The 17,456-nt window shown below is 48.8% G+C and carries 19 protein-coding genes; 18 read left to right on the forward strand and 1 reads right to left on the reverse strand.

Annotated features, from left to right (window positions below):
• Positions 1-82: 82 nt before the first annotated feature.
• The 6 genes from F3H97_RS03680 (at position 83) to F3H97_RS03705 (ending at position 4,051) form a co-directional block, all read left to right on the forward strand.
• On the forward strand, positions 83-583 hold the full coding sequence (locus tag F3H97_RS03680; RefSeq protein ID WP_159562133.1) for a QcrA and Rieske domain-containing protein: 501 nt from the start codon (positions 83-85) through the stop codon (positions 581-583).
• A 19-nt stretch (positions 584-602) separates the two neighbouring features.
• A complete protein-coding gene (qcrB, locus tag F3H97_RS03685; protein ID WP_015881478.1) occupies positions 603-1,274 on the forward strand; it encodes a menaquinol-cytochrome c reductase cytochrome b subunit in 672 nt (223 codons plus the stop codon).
• A 33-nt stretch (positions 1,275-1,307) separates the two neighbouring features.
• Positions 1,308-2,102: a menaquinol-cytochrome c reductase cytochrome b/c subunit gene (locus tag F3H97_RS03690; protein WP_015881479.1), complete on the forward strand. Its 795-nt coding sequence runs from the start codon at positions 1,308-1,310 to the stop codon at positions 2,100-2,102.
• Between the two features lie 86 nt (positions 2,103-2,188).
• Positions 2,189-2,806, forward strand: coding sequence for a DUF1405 domain-containing protein (locus F3H97_RS03695; RefSeq protein WP_159562134.1), 618 nt, complete (start codon positions 2,189-2,191; stop codon positions 2,804-2,806).
• A 38-nt stretch (positions 2,807-2,844) separates the two neighbouring features.
• Complete coding sequence (locus F3H97_RS03700; RefSeq protein WP_074037177.1) at positions 2,845-3,528, forward strand: zinc metallopeptidase; 684 nt, start codon at positions 2,845-2,847, stop codon at positions 3,526-3,528.
• A gap of 64 nt (positions 3,529-3,592) precedes the next feature.
• Positions 3,593-4,051 (forward strand): GreA/GreB family elongation factor, encoded by a 459-nt coding sequence (locus tag F3H97_RS03705; RefSeq protein ID WP_196430575.1) that lies wholly within the window; start codon positions 3,593-3,595, stop codon positions 4,049-4,051.
• A 41-nt stretch (positions 4,052-4,092) separates the two neighbouring features.
• Here F3H97_RS03705 and F3H97_RS03710 read toward each other — a convergent pair whose 3' ends face one another.
• Positions 4,093-4,968 carry a YitT family protein gene (locus F3H97_RS03710; protein WP_159562136.1) on the reverse strand — a complete coding sequence of 292 codons (876 nt, stop codon included), beginning with the start codon at positions 4,966-4,968 and terminating at the stop codon, positions 4,093-4,095.
• A gap of 112 nt (positions 4,969-5,080) precedes the next feature.
• On the opposite strand from F3H97_RS03710, the gene bshB1 reads away from it, so the two are divergent.
• The 12 genes from bshB1 to asnS all read left to right on the forward strand — a co-directional run bounded on the left by bshB1 (position 5,081) and on the right by asnS (position 17,420).
• Positions 5,081-5,764 carry a bacillithiol biosynthesis deacetylase BshB1 gene (gene bshB1, locus F3H97_RS03715; protein WP_015881484.1) on the forward strand — a complete coding sequence of 228 codons (684 nt, stop codon included), beginning with the start codon at positions 5,081-5,083 and terminating at the stop codon, positions 5,762-5,764.
• The gene (bshA, locus tag F3H97_RS03720) at positions 5,761-6,882 is read left to right on the forward strand and encodes an N-acetyl-alpha-D-glucosaminyl L-malate synthase BshA (protein WP_074037174.1); all 1,122 of its coding nucleotides are present in this window, start codon (positions 5,761-5,763) and stop codon (positions 6,880-6,882) included. Before bshB1 ends, bshA begins: the two co-directional genes overlap by 4 nt.
• The gene (locus F3H97_RS03725; RefSeq protein ID WP_196430576.1) at positions 6,879-8,018 is read left to right on the forward strand and encodes a CCA tRNA nucleotidyltransferase; all 1,140 of its coding nucleotides are present in this window, start codon (positions 6,879-6,881) and stop codon (positions 8,016-8,018) included. Before bshA ends, F3H97_RS03725 begins: the two co-directional genes overlap by 4 nt.
• Positions 7,991-8,953: a biotin--[acetyl-CoA-carboxylase] ligase gene (locus F3H97_RS03730; RefSeq protein WP_196430577.1), complete on the forward strand. Its 963-nt coding sequence runs from the start codon at positions 7,991-7,993 to the stop codon at positions 8,951-8,953. The genes F3H97_RS03725 and F3H97_RS03730 overlap by 28 nt, the downstream gene beginning before the upstream one ends.
• A gap of 225 nt (positions 8,954-9,178) precedes the next feature.
• Positions 9,179-10,015 (forward strand): 3-methyl-2-oxobutanoate hydroxymethyltransferase, encoded by an 837-nt coding sequence (panB, locus tag F3H97_RS03735; RefSeq protein ID WP_196430578.1) that lies wholly within the window; start codon positions 9,179-9,181, stop codon positions 10,013-10,015.
• On the forward strand, positions 10,012-10,851 hold the full coding sequence (gene panC, locus F3H97_RS03740) for a pantoate--beta-alanine ligase (protein ID WP_196430579.1): 840 nt from the start codon (positions 10,012-10,014) through the stop codon (positions 10,849-10,851). The genes panB and panC overlap by 4 nt, the downstream gene beginning before the upstream one ends.
• Positions 10,852-10,856: 5 nt before the next feature.
• On the forward strand, positions 10,857-11,240 hold the full coding sequence (panD, locus tag F3H97_RS03745) for an aspartate 1-decarboxylase (protein ID WP_015881490.1): 384 nt from the start codon (positions 10,857-10,859) through the stop codon (positions 11,238-11,240).
• A 106-nt stretch (positions 11,241-11,346) separates the two neighbouring features.
• A complete protein-coding gene (dinG, locus tag F3H97_RS03750; protein WP_196430580.1) occupies positions 11,347-14,157 on the forward strand; it encodes an ATP-dependent DNA helicase DinG in 2,811 nt (936 codons plus the stop codon).
• Positions 14,158-14,222: 65 nt separating this feature from the next.
• Positions 14,223-14,408, forward strand: a complete 186-nt coding sequence (locus F3H97_RS03755) for a YpmA family protein (RefSeq protein ID WP_159562144.1) — start codon at positions 14,223-14,225, stop codon at positions 14,406-14,408.
• On the forward strand, positions 14,405-14,890 hold the full coding sequence (locus tag F3H97_RS03760) for a hypothetical protein (RefSeq protein ID WP_196430581.1): 486 nt from the start codon (positions 14,405-14,407) through the stop codon (positions 14,888-14,890). The genes F3H97_RS03755 and F3H97_RS03760 overlap by 4 nt, the downstream gene beginning before the upstream one ends.
• Positions 14,891-14,910: 20 nt before the next feature.
• A complete protein-coding gene (locus F3H97_RS03765; RefSeq protein WP_196430582.1) occupies positions 14,911-16,098 on the forward strand; it encodes a pyridoxal phosphate-dependent aminotransferase in 1,188 nt (395 codons plus the stop codon).
• A gap of 20 nt (positions 16,099-16,118) precedes the next feature.
• Positions 16,119-17,420, forward strand: a complete 1,302-nt coding sequence (gene asnS / locus F3H97_RS03770) for an asparagine--tRNA ligase (RefSeq protein ID WP_196430583.1) — start codon at positions 16,119-16,121, stop codon at positions 17,418-17,420.
• Positions 17,421-17,456 lie beyond the last annotated feature (36 nt).

Consider the following 17,456-nt stretch of genomic DNA (forward strand, 5'->3'; position numbering starts at 1 on the left):
TACTATTTTGTTGAGTGAGAAATTTTTGTGAAGAATGCATAAAGAATTATGGGGTTATGCACACGAATGAGGGGGGAACGAAATGGCTCAAAATGGGTCAAAAGTCACGCGCCGTCAGTTCTTAACGTACACACTGACTGGAGTAGGTGGCTTTATGGCGGCAACATTGATCAGTCCGATGGTCAACTTTGCGATCGATCCGGTTTTGAAAAAAACTGGTGCAGGCGACAAAGTAAAAGTAATGAGTCTTGATGACATCACGACTGAGCCGCAACGTGTCGACTTTAAGAAACAAACACAAGATGCTTGGTATGAATTTGAAGAAACGCTTTCAGCATGGGTTTACAAAACAGATAGTGGCGAGATCATCGCACTTTCTCCGATTTGTACACACCTTGGCTGTCAGGTAGCATTTGCGGGTGATCCGACTCGTCCACAAGAATTCTTCTGTCCGTGTCACTTGGGACGTTACGAAAAAGATGGAACGAACATTCCAGGTACACCGCCGACAGCACCACTTGCACGTTATGAAAAAGAAGAAAAAGACGGCTTCCTATATTTAGGTAGTCCAGTCGCTCAGTAATGAGAGGGGGAACTAGCCGATGTTACAAAAAATTTATGACTGGGTCGATGAACGCGTAGACATCACACCGCTCTGGCGCGATATCGCAGACCATGAAGTACCGGAACACGTCAACCCTGCTCATCACTTCTCTGCATTTGTCTATTGTTTTGGCGGTTTGACGTTCTTTACAATCGTCATCCAGATCCTTTCAGGGATGTTCTTGACGATGTATTACGTACCAGATATCATCAACGCGCACGCGTCGGTGTATTATTTGCAAAATGAGATCGCACACGGACAAATCGTTCGTGGGATGCACCACTGGGGCGCATCTGTAGCAATCGTCATGTTATTCTTACATACGCTCCGCGTGTTCTTCACGGGATCGTATAAGAAGCCACGTGAGCTCAACTGGGTCGTTGGTGTTCTCTTGTTCTTCGTCGTCTTGGCGCTCGGACTCACAGGATACTTGCTTCCATGGGACATGAAGGCATTGTTCGCAACGAAAGTTACGCTTCAAATCGCTGAAAGTGTACCGGTTATCGGTGGTATTGCGAAGACACTTCTCGCTGGTGGTGAGATTGTCGGGGCGAGCACACTCGCACGATTCTTCGCAATTCACGTCTTCTTCTTACCGGCGGCATTGTTCGGACTGTTGGGAGCCCACTTCTTGATGATTCGTAAACAAGGGGTTTCTGGACCGCTATAAGCCGATTCGAGGAGAAAAAGGAGGAGAAACGATATGCATCGCGGTAAAGGGATGAAATTTGTAACCGACTCTCGAGTAGGAATCTCGAATCGGAAACAAAACATTGCAAAAGACTATTCAGAATACCCAGGACGCACAGAGGCGTTCTGGCCGAACTTCTTGCTTAAAGAGTGGATGGTAGGATCGGTCTTCTTGATCGGATTCATCGCTTTGACAATTGTCGAAGCACCACCGCTTCAAAATATCGCCGATCCAACGAACACGTCATACATTCCGTTGCCGGACTGGTATTTCTTGTTCTTGTATCAATTACTCAAATATCAATTCGCTGCTGGGGACTGGATCTTACTTGGTACAGTCATTATTCCAGGCTTGGCGTTCACGGCACTTCTCGTTGCACCATGGCTTGACCAAGGTCTCGAGCGTCGACCGGCGAAACGTCCAGTCGCGATCAGTTTCATGTTACTTGGAATTCTCTCGGTCTTCTACTTGACTTGGGAATCTGTTCAAACGACACACTGGGATCAAGTCCATGCACAAGGTGAGCTTCAAATTCCAGGTGAAGGTCCTGAAATCGATACAGCGGCTCCAGGATATGAGATTTATTCAGCTCAATCTTGCGTCAACTGTCACGGTCAAAACCTAGAAGGTGGAGCAGCGGCTCCAGCACTCGTCGGCACACAGTATACGGCTGAAGAAATCGCGGAAATCGCGGTCAACGGTGTCGGTACGATGCCAGCTGGTCAGTGGGATGGTTCAGATGAAGATCTCCAAGCCATGTCTGAGTTCATCGCTTCATACGGTGAAGGCGGCGAAAATAACAAGTAAGTCATCAAGTGTAGCCTGAATATCGGGCTACACTTTTTTACTTCTGCACGACGCATACGATAAACTGAAGAAAAAGGATTGAGACAATGAACCCCATGTTTTTAAAACCGTTCTTGATGCATCGGATTGTATTGACTATTCTATTGATCATCAACTTGGGAGGGACGATTTACGGGTATATCTGGTACGAGCCTCAATTACGTGACACACCGTACATCTATTGGCTGTTCGTACCGGATAGTCCGACAGCATCATTCTTCTTTACGATTGTCCTCGGACTTTGGTTAGCTAACAAGCGCTCCCCGTTGTTCGAGACGCTGGCCTTCATCACGTTGATTAAATACGGGGTCTGGGCCGTGATTATGAACATCATGTATTTGGGCACGTTACCACCGGATGCGCCGACCTTGACCATCTTGATGGCCGTCATGTTGATGGTCTCTCACGGTGCAATGGCCTTACAGGCGCTCATCTACGCGCCATTCATGAAATGGACGGTCACCTCGTTTGTATGTACGCTGATTTGGGTAATTCATAATGACGTCGTCGATTATGTACTCGGTCAATGGCCACGTTATCCGTCACTGGCAGAACACATCATGTGGATCGGTTACGGCTCTTTCTGGTTAACCGGATTATGTTTTTTTATGGGATATGCCTTCGTACTACGTCCATCGCTTGAAAATAAGGTCATAAGAATGTAAAATCAAATTATCAAATACATGCAGAGGTGAAATAGAAAATGTCATTAGGTGGCTATATTTTCTATCTTGCACTGATCATGCTCATCCCCTTATGGGCCCAGATGCGAGTGAAAAGTACGTATAAGCAGTTTTTGAAACAACCGCTCCAAAGCGGTGTCACAGGTGCGCAAGTCGCTGATTTCATCATGAAACAAAACGGTGTGCACAACGTGAGAATCGAAATGGTCGATGGACTCATGAGCGATCACTATGACCCGGTCAATAAAGTCGTTCGTTTGTCTCGCGAAGTGTATCAAGGGTCGACAATCTCGTCTGCCGCGATTGCTGCGCACGAGATTGGTCACGTCATTCAAGATGCGACAGACTATAAGATGATGCGCGTTCGCCACAGCCTTGTTCCGGTCGTCAACATCACGTCGAACTTGTCGTTCCCGTTGTTGCTCGGTGGATTCTTATTTGGGGCACTCGGTTTAGCTCAGCTCGGTGTCATCATGATGCTCGGGGCGGTCGTGTTCCAGTTGATCACGTTACCGGTCGAGTTCGATGCATCGAAACGAGCGATGGCTCAACTGACGTCTCACGGAATCGTGACGGCGACAGAAGAGACAGGTGCGCGGAAAGTGTTGAATGCCGCGGCTTGGACTTACGTCGCTGCAACGCTCGTTGCGGTTGCCGAACTTATTCGCTTGGCACTCATCGTCTTTATGCCGCGTGATGAATAGGATTGAATGGAATCCCGTCGATTGGCGGGATTTTTTAATTTTTTGACGAAAGGAAATATTGTTAATGAAACCGCAACTGACAGAGACAGGTCATCACCAATTGACAAATCGACTTGCGAGGTTAAAAAATGAGCGAACGGATGCGCGTGAACGGATACGGACAGCTCGAAAATTTTGTGATTTCCGTGAAGACGTCACCTATCTTGAAGCGGTACATGAATATGAACGGATTGAGGCGGATATTTTAGAACTGAATTACCTCCTTGACGATGCGACAATTGTCGCGTCGGAACGTTCGGAAGTCGTGACGTTCGGAAATCAGGTCGTGATTCGGGAACTACAACAAGAAGAGACCGAGAGCTATCGAATTGTGGGTGAGGTAGAAGCGGATATAGAACGAGGAAGCATTTCAATGACATCGCCACTCGGTCGTCGTTTGATGGGTGCGACAATTGGTCAAACAATTCAAATCGAAACGCCAGGAGGCACGATTCAAGTCGAAGTGCTCAACATCGAACCATAAAAATCGCCTCGTTCATCTTATGAACGAGGCGATTTTTTAGCTTATTTCAGAGGCATCCGATTCTCATCGAACGTAAAGCCTTCGCCCCCGACTTCATACACGTGATGGAACGTGACGAACGCATGCGGGTCGATTTGTTTGACGATTGTCTTCAATCGGTTCACTTCGTTTCGACCGACGACGACATATAAAACCTCGAGTTCTCGGTTTGAATAACCACCTTTGGCGAGCAGTCGAGTCGTGCCTCGATTCATCGTCGCATGAATCCCATCCGCAATGGCAGTCCGATGGTCACTGATGATCATCGCCGCTTTACCAGCATATGTCCCTTCCTGCATCGAGTCGATGACGCGTGCCCCGATATAGACGGCGAGGAGCGTGTACATCGCCTCACGAATGTCGAGGTACGTCAAACTGAGGACGATGACAAAGAAGTCGAAGATGAGAAACGTCTTCCCGATCGACCATCCGAAATAGCGTTGTACGAGTCGTGCGATGATATCGACGCCGCCCGTCGTCCCGCCATTGTTAAAGATGATGCCAAGCCCGACCCCGATGAAGAGACCGGCGAAAAGACTTGCGAGCACCATGTCATCTGTCAAATCGATGACGAGCGTCGAGTACTTGGCGATGAGTGCATACCAAATTGAAAAAGAGAATGTCCCGATGAGCGTATAGATGAAGGTCGTGCGACCTAACAACTTGTAACTCATGAAAAAGAGTGGGATGTTTAATGCCAAGTTCGTGACAGAAGGTGATATATCAAACAGTCCACGGAGGATCAATGTGATCCCGGTGAACCCACCCTCGGCCAAATTGTTTTGGACGTTGAAGTGATAAACGCCGAATGCAAAAATAAAAGAACCTATTAAGATAAAAATAATATTTCGAACACGAATCGGTAATTGTACCGTCATCAGGTTCACCTCCCCTTAGATAGAGTACTCGAAAAACAGTTCGATTGACTACCCTGAACATATGACATTCAGAAACGAGTCGGCTATACTTTTCAAAGAAGAGGTGATGTAGATGAAAGTAGTAGCCATCGGGGCACATCCGGACGATATCGAAATCGGAATCGCCGGCATGACCGCCCAATGGACGAAAGAGAAGACTGAGGTCGTATACGTTGATTTGACGAGAGCGGAACTTTCTTCAAATGGTGATGTAGAAACGAGACGACAGGAGGCAAGTGCGGCTGATGACGTGCTTGGTGTCCGTCGAATCAATCTAGGATTTAAAGACCGTGGGATTGACGGGGGAGAAGAGCAGCTCGAGGCAATCGTCTCCTTGATTCGCCGTGAGCGCCCAACCCACTTGCTCTATCCATACGAAGTCGACCGCCATCCTGACCATGCGGCCTGCGCCCATCTCGTGACAGAGGCGCTGTTTAATGCCGGAATCAGAAAGTACTTACCCGAACTCGAGGCATATCGTCCGGAAAGTGTGTACCAATATATGATCAATGCTCACGTCGAACCAGATGTGTGCGTGGATATTAGTGACACGATCGAAGTGAAGACACGGGCGCTTCAATGTTACGCGAGTCAGTTCACTCCGGTCGATGGGGTAAAGACACCGCTCACCGATGCATATGTGGAACGGGTTATCGCCCGTGAACGCCATTTTGGGAGCTTGATTGGAGTCGCCTATGCGGAAGGGTTGAAGCGCGTTCGACCATATGTCGTAAAACAGGCAGGTGAACTCGCATGACGTATCGGATTGGGATTCTTTGTTATCCATCTGTCGGAGGCTCTGGGATTTTAGCGACAGAGCTCGGGATGAAGCTTGCGGACCGTGGGCATGATGTGCATTTTATCACGAGCAGCATGCCGTTTCGTTTGAACGCCTATCACCCAAATATTACGTTCCATCAAGTCGAAATCAATCAATATTCGGTCTTTCGTTATCCGCCGTATGATATGACATTGTCAGCGAAGATTGCGAGTGTCATCCAATCGTTCGGTCTCGATGTCATCCATGCACACTATGCCGTACCGCATGCCGTTTGTGCTGCGCTTGGTCGCGAGATGGCGGGTGTGAAGACCCCGATCGTGTCGACGTTACATGGTACCGATATCACCGTACTCGGTGAGGACGAGGAACTGAAACCGGCCATTCTATACGGGCTGCGTCAATCGAACGCGATCACGGCGGTCTCTCATAGTTTGAAACGGGAGACAGAAGAGCGGATTGCCAGTGATTTGCCGATCCAAGTCATCCATAACTTCATCGATGAATCGGTGTATACGCCTCAATTCGACCCGACATTACGGGAACGGTACGGCTTGTCGGATGAGGACCGGGTCGCCATCCACATTTCAAACTTCCGTCCTGTCAAACGCGTCGACCTCGTCCTTGAGGCGTTCGATCAGATGGATGTGCCGAATAAGAAACTATTACTCGTCGGAGATGGTCCGCTCATGGGTGCGATGCGTCGACTCGTGACGGAGATGGGGCTTGAAGAGCAGGTCATCTTTGCCGGGAAACAAGAACAAGTCGCCGCACTTCTTGCAATCAGCGACGTTCACGTCCTGTTATCAGACAAGGAGGCGTTCGGTCTCGTGGCGCTCGAGGCGATGGCGACGGGTGTGCCCTCTGTCGTGAGCGATGCGGGTGGGCTGCCGGAAGTGATCACGGACGGTGAGGATGGTTTCGTCGTTCCAAAAGGGGATGCGAGCCAGGCCGCCTCTGCGATAGAGCGGCTTTTGACCGATCGTGAGCTACGAGAACGGTTCCGACAAAACGGATTGGTGAAATCTCGGCGATTCGCCTCACAAGATATCGTGACCGAATATGAACGCTTGTATGAACAGGTGGTGACATCATGACGGAATGGGAATACGCAAAACAAATCATCGACACGATCGAACAGCATGGTGGCGAGGCGTATATCGTCGGTGGTGCTGTTCGGGATTATGTGCTCGGGAGTCTGCCCGATGATATCGATTTGGCGACGTCCCTCTTCCCGGAAGAGGTGATGGCGCTGTTCCCGAAGTCGGTTCCGACCGGTATCGAACATGGGACCGTCACGGTCATTATTGACCACCACCCGTTCGAAGTGACGACGTTCCGTTCGGAAGGATCGTATTCGGATTCGAGACGACCGGACCATGTCGCACTCGGGGTATCGCTTGAAGAGGATTTATTACGAAGGGACTTCACGATGAACGCGATGGCGTTCCATGATGGACGAGTGGTCGATTTATTCGGTGGTCAACATGATCTAGAAGAACGAATCATCCGAACAGTCGGCAGTCCGTTTGAACGGTTCGGAGAGGACGCGCTACGCATCATGCGTGCGCTTCGCTTCATGTCACAACTCGATTTCACCTTACATGACGAGTTGCGGGAAGCGGCGAGCGGGCTCGGTCATAAGCTCGAACAAATTGCGATGGAGCGTATCGCGATCGAATTTGAGAAACTGTTGACGGGACCTGCATACAAGAAAGCGCTAGGTGAAATGGTCGAGCTCGGCATTCATCACTATTTACCGAACGTGACGACCGAACTGATGCAGCGTGTCCAAGAGGACGCTCGGACACCTGTGAACGCGGTCAGCGGATGGGCACTCTTTCTCTATCATGCACAGGATGACAGCTGGCTATCGCCATGGAAACGGTCGAACGCGATCAAACGGGAGGCGCGTACGCTTGCACTGCTCTGTGAGACGGGACTTGACCGGATGACGATTTATGCGACGGATGAACAGACGCTCTCCACTTATTTCCGGATGAACGGGGAGAAAGACCGTAGCCGTGAACTGAAACAGTCGCTCACGATGACGTCACGAAAAGAGTTGAAATTTGACGGCCGGGACGCCTTAGCGCTCGGTGCACGTGGGGAAGCGATCAAGCATCTGTTAGCCGACCTCGAACGACGCGTCATCTTAAACGAGTTACCGAACCATGAGACAGTATTGAAAGAGGAGGCGAAACGATGGCTTCAACGCGCGGGCGTGTTCTGACGCTATTACAAGATGGTGAAGTATGGAGTGGTCAAGAGTTGGCCCGTCAATTAAATATTTCACGTACCGCTATTTGGAAACATATCGAAACGCTTAAGCAAGACGGTTATGCGATTCATACGATCCCAAGAAAAGGATACCAATTGCTTGAGCAAAGTGACCGATTCGATGAACCGGCGTTTGCGTCATATCGGAAGGGACGGTTCGGTCAAATCGTCCATGCGTTTGACCAAATCGACACGACACAACGAATCGCCCATGAGCTGGCGCAACAACATGTGCCAGAGGGGACGCTCGTCATGAGCGAGGAACAGACGGCCGGTCGCGGACAACTCGGTCGTAACTGGCACAATCCGAAGCACGTCAATATCGCGGCAAGTGTGATTTTAAGACCGGAATTACCCATTCGCGACGCATCAAAGATGACCTTGATGGCGGCAAGTGCGTTTGCGAAAGCGTTGAATGCGCGGGACCTTGACGTGAAAATCAAATGGCCTAACGATTTACTGTTAAATGGCAAGAAAATCGGAGGTATTTTGACGGAAATGCAAACAGAAGGGGACCGCATTCAAGCCGTCATTTTAGGGTTCGGAATGAATGTCAACGGCGATGACATTCCGACTGAGTTGGCGCACCGGGCGACCTCCCTTTATATAGAGACCGGGACGAGGTATCATCGCAGTGAGTTATTGGCGGAACTATTGGCAGAACTCGAGACCGAATACGACCGATTCCTTGACGTAGGATTTGCACCGGTTCGCTTGAACTGGATGAAACATGCCGCCTATTTAAATGAGTCGATCACCTTGAGTGTGTCCCGGACATCGCGAACAGGTGTCATGCGAGGCATCTCGGAGGAAGGGGCACTGCTACTCGAAGTGGATGGAACGGTCGAACCGGTCTATTCTGCTGAGATTGCAGTGTGGAATGATTGATGAAAGCGAGACCATCGACTATACTTAATGTGTCGGACGCTATCAATTCTTGAAGTGTACCGCGTTTGCAGACTGTCACATTCAGTTGTCTGCCTTGATCATTATGACAGGGACAGAAGGACACTAACTCATGAAAACCATGAATTTGTTTTTCGTGCGCCTTCTTGCCATCTGTGTAAGAAGGCGTTTATTCTTTCCTGTCTCCACGTTTAGGAGGAGAAACAGATGCACACGATGACTACATTGTTAAAAAAAATGAACGAGCAAGAAAAGCTCGTCATGTTGACGGCATATGATTACCCGTCAGCCAAACTTGCAGAATCGGCCGGTGTCGATTTGATCTTAGTAGGTGATTCACTTGGGATGGTCGTACTTGGTTATGATTCGACGATTCCGGTGACGATGGAGGACATGCTCCATCATTCGAAAGCGGTACGCCGAGGAGCACAAAATACGTTCGTTGTGGTAGATATGCCGTTTGCGTCATATCACGGAGACTTCGATCGGACGTTACAGGCAGCATCGCGTTTATTCCAAGAAGGCCGTGCGGATGCCATCAAACTAGAAGGGGCCGGTGACGTGCTTCATACGATAGACCGCTTGACACAAGTCGGCATGCCATGTGTCGCCCATCTAGGGTTGACCCCTCAATCGGTTGGCGTCCTAGAAGGATATAAAGTACAAGGGAAGTCCCTAGAGGCTGCCGAGACACTCCTTCAAGATAGCTTGGCTGCGGAACGTGCTGGCGCGAAGATGCTCGTCCTTGAGTGTGTCCCTCACCAATTGGCAAAACGGATCGCAGAAGAATTGACGATTCCTGTCATCGGAATCGGTGCAGGTGCAGATGTCGACGGCCAAGTGCTCGTCTATCATGACGTATTGAAATATGGGGTGGACCGTCTCCCTAAATTTGTCCAAGCGTATGCAGACGTGAATGAAGTGGCGACGGATGCTATCCGTTCTTATGTCGAAGAGACGAAGAACGGTCACTTCCCGTTAGAACGTCATACGTTCACAATGGATGAGTCGTTACTCGACTCATTGTATGGAGGAAAAGGATGAAGATTGTATCGACCGTCGAAGAATTACGTATTGCCTTACCAACGAATCAAACGATTGGCTTCGTGCCGACGATGGGATATTTGCATGAAGGACATATGAGCCTCGTTGAAAACGCGCGACGGGAAAATGACGTCGTTGTCATGAGTATTTTTGTCAATCCGACACAGTTCGGACCGAATGAAGACCTCGACCGTTACCCCCGCGACTTTGAACGGGATGAGAAGTTGGCACGTGATGCTGGAGTCGATGTCTTGTTCTATCCGACGACGGAGACGATGTATCCACTTGACATGGCGCGTGTGACCGTCCGTCACGGGGCGGACGTATTATGTGGGGCGAGTCGTCCCGGTCATTTTGATGGTGTGTTGACAATCGTTTCAAAATTATTTAACCTTGTTCAACCGACACGCGCTTATTTCGGTCTGAAGGATGCTCAACAAGTGGCACTCATCGAAGGCTACGTCCGAGATTATTTCGTTCCAGTCGAGATTCGACGCTGCCCGATTATTCGTGAGGAGACAGGACTAGCCAAATCTTCTCGAAACGTCTATTTGTCAGATGTCGAAACGGTAGAGGCGAGTCGGATTTTCAGCGCATTGACGATGGCGCGAGAGGCACTCGATACAGGTCAACAAGTTGATGAAGTAAAACGACAGCTGACTGAACGTTTGAACGAGATTCCGAACAGTCAAATCGATTATGTCGAGCTTGTCGATTACCCGACGCTCGGTGCCGTCTCGAGCGACTCGACCGACTCGACCGAACTCTTGTTAGCGGTGGCCATTCAGTTTGAACGGGCCAGATTGATTGATAATGTGATTTGGAAGAAGGGATGAATCCAATGATTCGTACATTTATGCACGCAAAGCTTCATAAAGCAACAGTGACAGAAGCAAACTTACACTACGTCGGTTCGATTACAATCGATGAGGATTTGATGGATGCGGTCGGTATCATGGAGAATGAACATGTACACATTACGAACAACCATAATGGTGCTCGCATCGAAACGTATGTCATCAAAGGGGAACGCGGTTCAGGCGTGATTTGTTTGAACGGAGCGGCAGCACGTCATTTCCAGGTCGGTGATGTTGTCATCATCATGGCTTACGGTCAAATGACAGCGGAAGAGGCAAAAACGCATCGTCCGAAAGTAGCTGTGTTGAACGAACAAAATGAGGTCGATCAACTTCTTTACGAAGAGATTGCTCATACAATTTTGTAAAGGATTCGGGGGTGTCGGCAGAGGCATCCCCGTTTTTTCGTTATTCGTTCTATGGTAAGATGAGACAGACAGAAAGCACGAGCGTGCCAAAGATGGGATGGATGTTATGGACACGTATGTGATTGTGGATTTAGAGACTACGGGTCATTCCGTTAAGTCCGGAGATGAATTGATTGAGTTTGCGGCGGTCGTCGTACAAGAGGGTGAAGTGATAGAGCGCTACAGCACCTTGATTCGACCGAGTCGACCAATCCCACCTTTTATTACGCAATTGACAACGATTAGTGACGAAGATGTAAATGACGCACCTACATTTGAAGATGTGATTCCCGACATTTGGAAAATGCTAGATGGACGGGTGTTTGTCGCGCATAACGTCGCATTTGATTTAACTTTTTTAAACGAGAGTCTTGAACAAGCGGGTTATCTTGCGTTTCAAGGGAGAGCTATTGATACTGTCGAATTGGCCCGCATCTTGTATCCGACTTTAGAGAGCCATGCGTTAGAAGCGCTATCGGATACGTTTGACCTCGTACATACAGACGCACATCGGGCACTCAGTGACGCAGAGGCGACAGCCGAGCTCTTCATCCGGATGCTCGACCGTTTACGCGATTTACCGATGGTGACGCTGAAACGACTTCGAGAGTTATCTGAGTCATGGACGAGTCATATCGAACCGTTACTCGATGAGATGATCCTTGAGGTCGGGATTCGTCCAGACGACGAAACACGTTTTGATATCCACCGCAAAATTGCGTTAAGACGACCGATGGATGCCTTCGTCCCGGCGACAGAACGTGAACCGTTCGAGCCGTTCCTTTTGCGGACGATCGAAGAGACGCTCCCTTCACTGTTTGAGCAGTTTGAACCGAGACAGAGTCAATTCGAAATGATGCGTCACGTCTATAAAGCATTAGACGATGAGGAAACATTATTAGTCGAGGCGGGTACGGGAACGGGTAAGACGCTTGCGTACTTGATTCCGAGTGCCCACCATGCCCTCGAGACGAAACGCCCGGTCGTCATTAGTACGCATACCATTCAATTGCAAGAACAGTTGTTAAATCGAGACTTACCTATTCTTCGTCAGATTTTTCCTGAGATCGAATTCACGTTGTTGAAAGGGAGACGCAATTATATCGATTTGCGTAAGTTCGAGATGGTGCTCGACGAATCAAATGACGGTCTTTTGGCATCGATGTGTAAAGCGATGGTCCTCGTCTGGCTCACAGAAACCGAGACCGGGGATTTAGAGGAACTCTCATTCCCGGGATCTGCGACACAAGGTCCTGCTTCGTTCAAGCGTTTGATTCAAGCAGATGCTTCTAATGATTTTGGTCGATTCGACCCATGGTATAGCCGTGACTTTTTCACGAAAGCCGTGTTGCGCTCGAAAGAAGCGGACCTGATTGTGACCAATCATGCTTTACTGTTCTCGGATTTACAGCATCAGGCAGGCATTTTACCGACGGACACACCTCTCGTATTAGACGAGGCTCATCAAGTCGAGGAAGTGGCCTCTCATCATTTCGGTGTGACATTTGATGCGATTCAATTTGACCGCCTCTTCAAATGGTTCGGCTACGGAGCAGATGGCAAATTCCATTCTCGCATCATTCAGCTAGCCGATTTGACATCCGTAACCGAAGAAGCGGAGGCATTCAGTCAACAAATTGATTCGGCTCTTGCAAGGGTCGAGGAAGAACTCGAAGACCTTCTGACGTCCCTTCAATCGTTAGGTAAGAAAAAAGAACCTCGACAAACGGTTCGTTTCGAGCGGGAAGGGGCAACGTTTAGACCAATTCGAGAAGTGGCCAATCGACTCGAGGACAAACTGCGGACGTTGCGGACGTCACTCCGACACCTCCATCGACTGCTCGATGAGCGTAAAGAACATATGACATTCAAACAACGCGCACTTCTTGGTGACTTAAAAACGTTGATTGGAGACGTGCGTGAACTCGAGAGTGTCATCTATGAGACGATGTTGACGCGCGACGATGATGCGGTTAGCTGGGTCGAACTGAATTTAGGGAATCGGAAATTGACCTCGGTATACACCCAGCCCGTCGAAATCGGACCGTTGTTACACGAACGTCTGTTTAAGAAGCGACCAACGATTTTAACATCGGCGACGATGACGGTCTCAGGGAAGTTCAGCTTTATGGAACGACGCCTCGGATTAGAAGGAGAACCGGTCCGAAGAGTCGTATTACCGTCACCATTCAACTTCAAAGACCAGGCCAAACTGTTTGTACCGTCGGACTTCCCATTGATCAATGAAGTGCCGCTTCCTCAGTTCGTCGACCAGACGGCCCAGTCGATTGTCCAAATTGCGAACGTCACGAAAGGGAGGATGCTCGTCTTGTTCACATCGAACGAATTGCTTCGACTCACTTACGAACAAGTCAAAGACCATCTTGACCCGTCTTATACACTTCTCGCACAGGGTGTGAGCGGCGGCTCGCGTAGCCGCTTGACGAAACAGTTCAAACGGATGGAACAGTCGATTCTCTTTGGGACAGCAAGCTTTTGGGAAGGCGTCGATATTCCAGGGGAGGCGTTGACATGCCTTGTCATCGTAAGGCTACCGTTTGCACCGCCCGATCAGCCGATCATGCAAGCACGTTCTGAGAAAATTGAAGCGACGGGTAAGTCACCATTCTTTGAGTTATCCCTGCCCCAAGCGGTTATTCGCTTCAAACAAGGTGTCGGTCGATTGATTCGATCGAAAGGGGATTATGGTGCGGTCTTCGTGTTCGACCGACGTGTGGAGACGACACGTTACGGCAAACAGTTCATCAACAGCTTGCCTAAAGTTGACCGGATTGAAGGAACGCTTGAAACAGCGTTATCCGAGTTGGAATTGTTCTTAGACGAGAAGGAAAAGTCTGTGGCACGAAATGACAGATAACGCTAGGCATCACGATATTATCGTTTTATAATGATACGTATAGTGTTTTTGGAGGAGGAGTCAATATGAACTCGAATATTGAGACGCTGGCGAGCGTGCGCATCGAACCGACTGCGGACGTTTACAAAATTGTCGACTTATTGAATCGGACCTTAAAGGGTCAGGATTTAATGTTCGGTTTGTCACTTGAGAAGAAAGTGAACGATCCGAAGAAGGAAGAGATGGTCTTCACCATCTATCGTACAGAATGACCAGAAAAGCAAAATGGATCGTCTCATTACTGGCGGCACTGATCGGTGTCGTCCTTGTCTTTAGCGTGATGTATCGATTCACCATCGGTCATACAGAGAACCAAAAAGAAAAGCTCGTCGAAGCAGCGATGACTCGATTGACTGAAGAATCTCCGGACGTGAAAGTAGATCAGGGAGAACTGTTCAATGGGACAGAGGCGTATGTCGTCTTCCCTGAAGAAGATGGGGAATCGATTTGGTTTGTCCCATTGGATGAAAAGCTAGAGATTGAGCAACGAGAAATCGGTGAAGTGAACGCAACCGACGTCTGTTCAAAGTCAGTTGAGGAGACAGGCGGACAACTGGTCAGCTGTAAGGTTGGTTTTGATGAACGGGCACTCATTGAAGTGGTCACGAAAGCGGATGTATCTTATACGTATTCGTACTATACGCTTCAGACCGGAGAATTTATTCGACGGGTCCAATTGACCGACCAAATGTAATGAATTAGAGGGGGATTATGATGGAACATCTATTAGCGAAACGTGTAAAGCAACTCACGCCATCGACTACTTTGGCGATTACAGCTAAGGCAAAGGCACTCAAAGCTTCAGGTAAAGATGTCATTGGTCTCGGCGCTGGTGAGCCTGATTTCAATACACCAGAACGAATCATCGATGCTGCTTGTCAAGCGGCTCGAGATGGAGACACAAAATACACGCCATCTGGCGGGACGGTCGCGTTGAAGGATGCCATCATTGAAAAGACGAAACGCGATAGTGGATTGTCGTTCGAACGCAACGAGGTGATGGTTGCTTCAGGTGCGAAACATGCCCTTTACGCTCTGTTCCAAGCTATTTTAGATGAAGGGGACGAAGTGATTGTCCCAGCCCCATACTGGGTCAGTTACCCGGAACAAATCAAATTGGCGGACGGGGAACCTGTCTTGGTCGACACGAATGAAGAGACGTCATTTAAATTGACGCCGACTCAACTCGAGAATGCGATTACAGCTCGTACAAAGGCCGTCATCTTGAACAGCCCATCTAATCCGACGGGAATGATCTATACGAAAGAGGAGCTACAGGCACTCGCCGATGTCGTTCTTCGCCACAATCTTCTCGTCGTTAGCGATGAAATTTATGAAAAATTGATTTACGGTGATGCGTCGTTCGTATCGATTGCGACACTTCCGAATATGCGTGAACGGACGATCATCATCAATGGGGTCTCGAAATCTCACGCGATGACAGGTTGGCGAATCGGATATGCCGTTGGTGATGCAAAAATCATCGGCGCGATGACGAATCTGGCCTCACATTCGACATCAAACCCGACATCTGTCGCACAAGCGGCTGCGGTAGAAGCGTACAATGGACCGCAAGAAGATGTGGAAATGATGCGTCAATCGTTCGAGGATCGACTTGAAATCGTCTACGACCGTCTCGTCAAAATCCCTGGCATCACTTGTTTGAAGCCACAAGGTGCATTTTACTTATATGCCAATGCGAAGGTCGCGGCCTCAGAGAGTGGCTATGACACCGTCGATGCTTGGTGTGAAGCTGTTCTTGAAGAAGCAAACGTGGCACTTGTGCCTGGTTCGGGTTTCGGACAAGACGATTACGTACGATTATCCTATGCAACTGAATTAAAACGCGTATTAGAAGCGCTCGATCGAGTAGAAGACTTCGTTACGAAGCGCGCTCGATAAGCGAAAGGATGGAAAAGAATATGACAACTATTTCGATTAACCAATTTAAAGATTATGAAGGCCAATCGGTCCGTGTAGGGGCCTGGATTGCCAATAAACGTTCAAGTGGTAAGATTGCTTTCCTTCAATTACGTGATGGAAGCGGTTTTGCTCAAGCAGTCGTTGTAAAAGCTGACGTGGCGGAAGAGTTATTTACGTTAGCCAAAGGGATTACTCAAGAAACTTCGGTTTGGGTCACAGGGAATGTCAAATCTGATGGCGGACGTACACCACTCGGATTTGAATTGGAAGTGACAGATTTAGAAGTGATTGCGGAATCGATTGATTATCCAATCACACCGAAAGAACACGGAACGGAATTCTTGATGGACAACCGTCACTTATGGCTCCGTTCACGTCGCCAACACGCGATTATGAAAGTTCGTAACGAAATCATTCGTGCGACATATGAATTCTTCAACAAAGAAGGATTTGTCAAAATCGATCCGCCAATCCTTACGAGCAGTGCTCCGGAAGGGACGACAGAATTGTTCGAAACAGATTATTTCGGTCAATCAGCCTACCTTTCTCAGACGGGTCAATTGTATATGGAAGCAGCGGCGATGGCCCTCGGAAAAGTATTCTCGTTCGGTCCAACGTTCCGTGCGGAGAAATCAAAAACACGTCGCCACTTGATTGAGTTCTGGATGATCGAGCCGGAGATGGCATTCGTCAATCATGACATGAACCTTGAGATTCAAGAGCAATACGTCTCATACATTGCACAGGCAGCACTTGCGAACTGTAAAAATGAACTGGAACTGCTTGGACGTGACCTTGAGAAATTGGCACAAGTACAAGCGCCGTTCCCACGTGTTCGTTACGAAGATGCCATCAAGTTCTTGAAGGCAGAAGGATTCGACGACATCGAATACGGTGATGATTTCGGTGCACCGCACGAGACGGCGATTGCCAACGCACATGATCAGCCGGTATTCATCACGCATTGGCCAAAAGAAATCAAACCGTTCTACATGAAAGTAGACCCTGAGAATCCAGAACTTGTTCTGTGTGCGGACTTGATTGCACCAGAAGGATATGGTGAAATCATCGGGGGATCTCAACGTGAGGACGACTACGATCGTCTAAAAGAAGAGATCATCAAGGAAGGTCTCGACGAAACGGATGCGTATGATTGGTACCTTGAACTTCGTCAATACGGTTCGGTCCCACACTCTGGTTTCGGACTTGGTCTCGAGCGTACGGTCGCATGGATCAGTGGAATCGAGCACATCCGTGAAGCGATTCCGTTCCCACGTCTTTTAAACCGAATTCACCCTTAACGATTAATCGGGGAAGACACCATGTCCTCCCCGATT

Origin of the sequence: Exiguobacterium sp. SRB7LM, assembly GCF_015712685.1 — a bacterium.
Taxonomy (GTDB): Bacteria; Bacillota; Bacilli; order Exiguobacteriales; family Exiguobacteriaceae; genus Exiguobacterium; species Exiguobacterium profundum.

Excerpts from the sequence above, each read along its gene's own strand:
- F3H97_RS03680 (WP_159562133.1), top strand. The coding sequence starts at position 83 with ATGGCTCAAAATGGGTCAAAAGTCACGCGCCGTCAGTTCTTAACGTAC.
- qcrB (WP_015881478.1), top strand. The coding sequence starts at position 603 with ATGTTACAAAAAATTTATGACTGGGTCGATGAACGCGTAGACATCACA.
- F3H97_RS03690 (WP_015881479.1), top strand. The coding sequence starts at position 1,308 with ATGCATCGCGGTAAAGGGATGAAATTTGTAACCGACTCTCGAGTAGGA.
- F3H97_RS03695 (WP_159562134.1), top strand. The coding sequence starts at position 2,189 with ATGAACCCCATGTTTTTAAAACCGTTCTTGATGCATCGGATTGTATTG.
- F3H97_RS03700 (WP_074037177.1), top strand. The coding sequence starts at position 2,845 with ATGTCATTAGGTGGCTATATTTTCTATCTTGCACTGATCATGCTCATC.
- F3H97_RS03705 (WP_196430575.1), top strand. The coding sequence starts at position 3,593 with ATGAAACCGCAACTGACAGAGACAGGTCATCACCAATTGACAAATCGA.
- F3H97_RS03710 (WP_159562136.1), bottom strand. The coding sequence starts at position 4,968 with ATGACGGTACAATTACCGATTCGTGTTCGAAATATTATTTTTATCTTA.
- bshB1 (WP_015881484.1), top strand. The coding sequence starts at position 5,081 with ATGAAAGTAGTAGCCATCGGGGCACATCCGGACGATATCGAAATCGGA.
- bshA (WP_074037174.1), top strand. The coding sequence starts at position 5,761 with ATGACGTATCGGATTGGGATTCTTTGTTATCCATCTGTCGGAGGCTCT.
- F3H97_RS03725 (WP_196430576.1), top strand. The coding sequence starts at position 6,879 with ATGACGGAATGGGAATACGCAAAACAAATCATCGACACGATCGAACAG.
- F3H97_RS03730 (WP_196430577.1), top strand. The coding sequence starts at position 7,991 with ATGGCTTCAACGCGCGGGCGTGTTCTGACGCTATTACAAGATGGTGAA.
- panB (WP_196430578.1), top strand. The coding sequence starts at position 9,179 with ATGCACACGATGACTACATTGTTAAAAAAAATGAACGAGCAAGAAAAG.
- panC (WP_196430579.1), top strand. The coding sequence starts at position 10,012 with ATGAAGATTGTATCGACCGTCGAAGAATTACGTATTGCCTTACCAACG.
- panD (WP_015881490.1), top strand. The coding sequence starts at position 10,857 with ATGATTCGTACATTTATGCACGCAAAGCTTCATAAAGCAACAGTGACA.
- dinG (WP_196430580.1), top strand. The coding sequence starts at position 11,347 with ATGGACACGTATGTGATTGTGGATTTAGAGACTACGGGTCATTCCGTT.
- F3H97_RS03755 (WP_159562144.1), top strand. The coding sequence starts at position 14,223 with ATGAACTCGAATATTGAGACGCTGGCGAGCGTGCGCATCGAACCGACT.
- F3H97_RS03760 (WP_196430581.1), top strand. The coding sequence starts at position 14,405 with ATGACCAGAAAAGCAAAATGGATCGTCTCATTACTGGCGGCACTGATC.
- F3H97_RS03765 (WP_196430582.1), top strand. The coding sequence starts at position 14,911 with ATGGAACATCTATTAGCGAAACGTGTAAAGCAACTCACGCCATCGACT.
- asnS (WP_196430583.1), top strand. The coding sequence starts at position 16,119 with ATGACAACTATTTCGATTAACCAATTTAAAGATTATGAAGGCCAATCG.